The following is a 4,548-nucleotide window of genomic DNA, read 5'->3' on the forward strand; positions in this document are numbered from 1 at the left end:
TGGGCGCACGTGCTGGTGGAGGCATCGCGCGGGGTGGTCGCGGAGCGGCTCCGGCGGGACGAGGCAGCCCACCGGGGCGACCTCGGGGCGGCGCTGACGGACGCCTACGCGGAGGGGCTGCGGGAGGTGGCGCGGACCCCCGGCGTGCTCCGTCTGGTCAACGACGATCTCGCGCGTGCGGTCGCGGCGCTGGAGGTGCTCGTGGAGGCTGATGCGACACCCGGCGGGTCGGCGGGCCCGAGCCCGTTGCGGGGGCGGTAAACGGTACGGTATGCCTATGGTTCTTCCCGCTGACTCCGCGCGCCCGTTCGGCGCGGTCCTGACCGCGATGGTCACCCCGATGACGCCCGACGGCGCAGTGGACCTGAAGGCAGCGGTGAAGCTGGCGAAGAAGCTGGTCGACGACGGCAACGACGGCCTCGTCCTGTCCGGCACGACCGGTGAGTCGCCGGTCACGCACACGCCCGAGAAGGAGGAGCTCGTCGCCGCGGTCGTCGACGCCGTGGGCGACCGCGCCGCCGTCGTGGCGGGCGCCGGCTCGAACGACACCGTGCACGCGATCCGCATGGCCGAGCAGGCCGCGGAGTCCGGCGCGGACGGCCTGCTCGTCGTCTCCCCGTACTACTCCCGGCCGAGCCAGGAGGGGCTGTACCAGCACTTCGTGGCCGTCGCGGACGCGACCGACCTGCCCGTGATGCTGTACGACGTGCCGGGCCGCACCGTGGTGCGCATCGCCCCCGACACCTACCGGCGCCTGGCGCAGCACCCCCGGATCATCGCGAACAAGGACGCCACCGGCGACGTCTACGCGGCCGGCAAGCTCATCGGCGAGACCGGCCTCGCCTGGTACTCAGGCGACGACGGGCTGCTCCTGCCGTTCCTGAGCGTCGGCGGTGCGGGTATCGTGTCCGTGTCGGCCCACGTGGTCGGCGCCCACTTCGCGGAGACAGTCCGCCGGTTCGACGCCGGTGACATCGCCGGAGCGATCGAGGTCTTCCGCACGACGACCGGTGTCATCGACGCGCTGAACGGCGCAGGCGCCCAGGCCGTGATGGCCAAGGCTGCGGTCGAGCTGCTCGGCGTCACGGACAACCGGTTCCTGCGTCTGCCCAACGTCGCCGCGTCGGACGACGAGGTCGCCGCCCTGCGCGCGGTGCTGGCCGAGGCCGGCCTGCTGCGCGACGGCGACGCACACCAGCCCGAGGTGAACGAGCTCGCTCGGGCGAGCTCCGCCGGGCACTGAAACTTTTCTGTTGGAACGAGGCCTTGGAGGCCACGTGAGTCATCCTCACCCCGAACTGTCCCTGCCCCCCGCACTGCCCGACGGCGGTCTGCGTGTGGTCGCCCTCGGCGGCCTGGGCGAGGTGGGACGTAACATGGCGGTCCTGGAGCATGCCGGACGGCTGCTGATCATCGACTGCGGCGTGTTGTTTCCCGAGGACAACCAGCCCGGCGTGGACCTGATCCTGCCGGACTTCGACTACATCAAGGACCGTCTCGACGACATCGAGGCGATCGTGCTGACGCACGGGCACGAGGACCACATCGGTGCCGTGCCCTACCTGCTGCGCCTGCGCAAGGACATCCCGCTGGTCGGCTCGCGCCTGACCCTCGCCTTCATCGAGGCGAAGCTCAAGGAGCACCGCATCAAGCCCTACACCCTCGAGGTGAAGGAGGGGCAGCGCGAGAAGCTCGGCGTCTTCGACTGCGAGTTCGTCGCGGTCAACCACTCCATCCCGGACGCGCTCGCCGTGGCGGTCACCACCGCCGCCGGCACCGTGCTGCACACCGGTGACTTCAAGATGGACCAGCTGCCGCTCGACGGCCGCATCACGGACCTGCGCGCCTTCGCCCGCCTCGGCGAGAAGGGCGTGGACCTCTTCATGGTGGACTCCACCAACGCCGAGGTGCCCGGTTTCGTGACGCCCGAGGCCGAGATCGGCCCCGTGCTGGACAACGTGTTCGCCCACGCCGACAAGCGCATCATCGTCGCGTCGTTCTCCTCCCACGTGCACCGCGTGCAGCAGGTGCTGCGTGCCGCGCACGCCCACGGCCGGCGCGTCGCACTCGTGGGGCGCTCCATGGTGCGCAACATGGGCATCGCCGCGGACCTCGGCTACCTCGACGTACCGCCCGGCGTGCTGATCGACCTGAAGAAGGCCGACTCGGTGCCGGACGACCAGATCGTCTACATGTCCACCGGCTCGCAGGGCGAGCCGATGGCCGCGCTGAGCCGCATGGCCAACGGCGACCACAAGGTGCAGGTCGAGTACGGCGACACCGTGATCCTCGCGTCGTCCCTCATCCCGGGCAACGAGAACGCCGTCTTCCGCATCATCAACGGCCTCACCCGCCTCGGCGCGCGCGTCGTGCACGGCGGCAACGCCAAGGTGCACGTCTCCGGGCACGCCTCGGCCGGCGAGCTCATGTACTGCTACAACATCCTCAAGCCCAAGAACGTCATGCCGGTGCACGGCGAGGTGCGCCACCTCGTGGCCAACGGGGCGCTCGCGGTCCGGACCGGCGTGCCGGCCGACCGCGTGGTGCTCGCCGAGGACGGCGTCGTGGTCGACCTCGTGGACGGCAAGGCCTCCGTGGTCGGCGCCGTGCCGTGCGGCTACGTGTATGTTGACGGTTCCTCGGTCGGTGAGATCACCGAGGCCGAGCTCAAGGACCGCGTGATCCTGGGCGAGGAAGGTTTCGTCTCAGTCTTCGCCGTGATCGACACGGCGACGGGTAAGGTGCTGGCACCCCCGCAGGTGCTGGCGCGGGGTATGGCCGAGGACGCCTCGGTGTTCGACAAGGTGATGCCGGAGGTCACCGCGGCGCTGGAGAACGCGATCGCGGGCGGGGCCACGGACACACACCAGCTTCAGCAGATCATGCGGCGGACCATCGGTCGCTACGTGGCCACCCGGCTGCGGCGCAAGCCGATGATCGTGCCGGTGGTCGTCGAGGCGTGATCGGCAGGTGAGCACCACCCTTCGGGCGGGGTAACGCTGAGGTAGCACTGCTACCTCTGGGTTGCCCCGCCCGTTGTGTCGTCGACTCCTCGGCCGGGCCAAATGTCGTGATCTGCGAAGATCACCCGCTAATTGGCTCAACTTCACGGTTTCCCGGGGCTAGCGTTCGGGTGTTTCGCACCGCACGCACCCTGAAGGGCACCATCCGTGACGCAGCCGTTCGACCCCTACGCCCCGCCTCCCGCGGGAGCTCCGGCACCGAGCACCACGCCGCTCTACGACGCTTACGCGGCCGCGAACCAGGCGCGCGGGCTGCGGGTTCCCGAGGGCCTCGCCACCGCGGTGGTCGTGCTGTCGTCGGTCTTCCTGGCCATCCAGGTCCTCTCGACCGCGCTGTCGTTCGGGGCCGTGGAGGCGTACGCCGCCGCCGCCGACCCGATGGACGTGTTCACGGCGTACGACGCCGTGGCCGGGCTGCTCAGCGCGGTCATGCTCGCGGCCTTCATCGTCTCGTGCCTGTGGCTGAACGAATGCCGGAAGTTCGCGGTCGCCGTCAAGCCCACCTACCGCCACCAGCGTGGTCCGGTCTGGGTGTGGCTCGGCTGGGTGGTCCCGGTCGTGTCCCTGTGGTTCCCGTACCAGGTCGTGCGGGACGTGCGCCGGAGCACCATCCGTGAGTCGTCGAGTCTCGCTGGCTGGTGGTCCACATGGCTGATCAGCAACTTTGCCAGCTATCAGGCGACCCTGGTGACCATGCGCGGTGAGGACCCCGTGATGCTGCCCTTCTACGAGCTCGTCGCCGCGGTCACCCTGCTGATCGCCTTCGTCTGTTGGCTCCGGATCGTCCGGGAGCTCACGGTGGCGCAGCGGGCGCACGTCGCGGCACTCGACGGCGTGGCCGGCTGAACCTGCGGTCGCAACCGGCCGGGCCCCGGCCGCTCAGTTCTCGGATCCCGGTCGTCTACCTGGACAGGACGCCGGCACCCCGCCGGCGCGACGGTCCCGGAGGACGAGATGGCACAGGAGACGGAGTTCGACACGGCCGCCGCGGTCACGCGGTCGATGCTCGGCTGGGGTGTGGTGGCCGGGCCGTTCTACCTTGTGGTCGGACTGGTCCTGGCGCTCACGCGGGACGGCTTCGACTTCTCGCGGCACCCGCTCAGCGTGCTCATGCTGGGCGACCTCGGCTGGATGCAGGTCACCAACCTGGCGCTGAGCGGCCTGATGGTCCTGGTCGCGGGCGTGGGCATGGCCCGGGCCCACGCACGGGGCACGGGCGTCGCGGTGGGCGTCTACGGCGCCGCGATGATCGCGAGCGCGATCTTCCCGCCCGATCCCATGCCCGGGTTCCCGCCCGGGCAGGACGGAGCGACGTCGCCGAGCATGTCCGGCGTCCTGCACCTGGCCTTCGGTGCGATCGGGTTCGTCTCGCTCGGCGTGGCCGCCCTGCTGCTCGGGCGCTGGTTCGCCGGGCGCGGCGAGGGGCGGGCGGCCGTCTGGTCCCGCGCCGCGGGCGTGGTCGTCCTCGTGGGGTTCGTCGGCGGGGTCGCGCTGGGAGCCGCGGGCGTTGCGGGCCTGTGGCTGG

At 70.8% G+C, this 4,548-nt stretch carries 5 protein-coding genes; all 5 read left to right on the forward strand.

The annotated features are described in order from the left end of the window. Positions 1 to 261, forward strand: a 261-nt coding sequence (locus PROKR_RS14425) for a hypothetical protein (RefSeq protein ID WP_036964359.1), incomplete at its 5' end; no start/stop codon positions are given. A gap of 16 nt (positions 262 to 277) precedes the next feature. After that, a complete protein-coding gene (gene dapA / locus PROKR_RS14430; protein WP_084800455.1) occupies positions 278 to 1,243 on the forward strand; it encodes a 4-hydroxy-tetrahydrodipicolinate synthase in 966 nt (321 codons plus the stop codon). A gap of 34 nt (positions 1,244 to 1,277) precedes the next feature. Then, positions 1,278 to 2,963 (forward strand): ribonuclease J, encoded by a 1,686-nt coding sequence (locus tag PROKR_RS14435; protein WP_036964360.1) that lies wholly within the window; start codon positions 1,278 to 1,280, stop codon positions 2,961 to 2,963. Positions 2,964 to 3,170: 207 nt separating this feature from the next. Beyond that, the gene (locus tag PROKR_RS14440; RefSeq protein ID WP_036964361.1) at positions 3,171 to 3,869 is read left to right on the forward strand and encodes a DUF4328 domain-containing protein; all 699 of its coding nucleotides are present in this window, start codon (positions 3,171 to 3,173) and stop codon (positions 3,867 to 3,869) included. 108 nt (positions 3,870 to 3,977) lie between these two features. Then, the coding region (locus PROKR_RS14445) for a DUF998 domain-containing protein (protein WP_036964362.1) at positions 3,978 to 4,548 on the forward strand (571 nt) is incomplete at its 3' end.

It is taken from the genome of Promicromonospora kroppenstedtii DSM 19349, from assembly GCF_000515355.1.
Taxonomy (GTDB): Bacteria; Actinomycetota; Actinomycetes; order Actinomycetales; family Cellulomonadaceae; genus Promicromonospora; species Promicromonospora kroppenstedtii.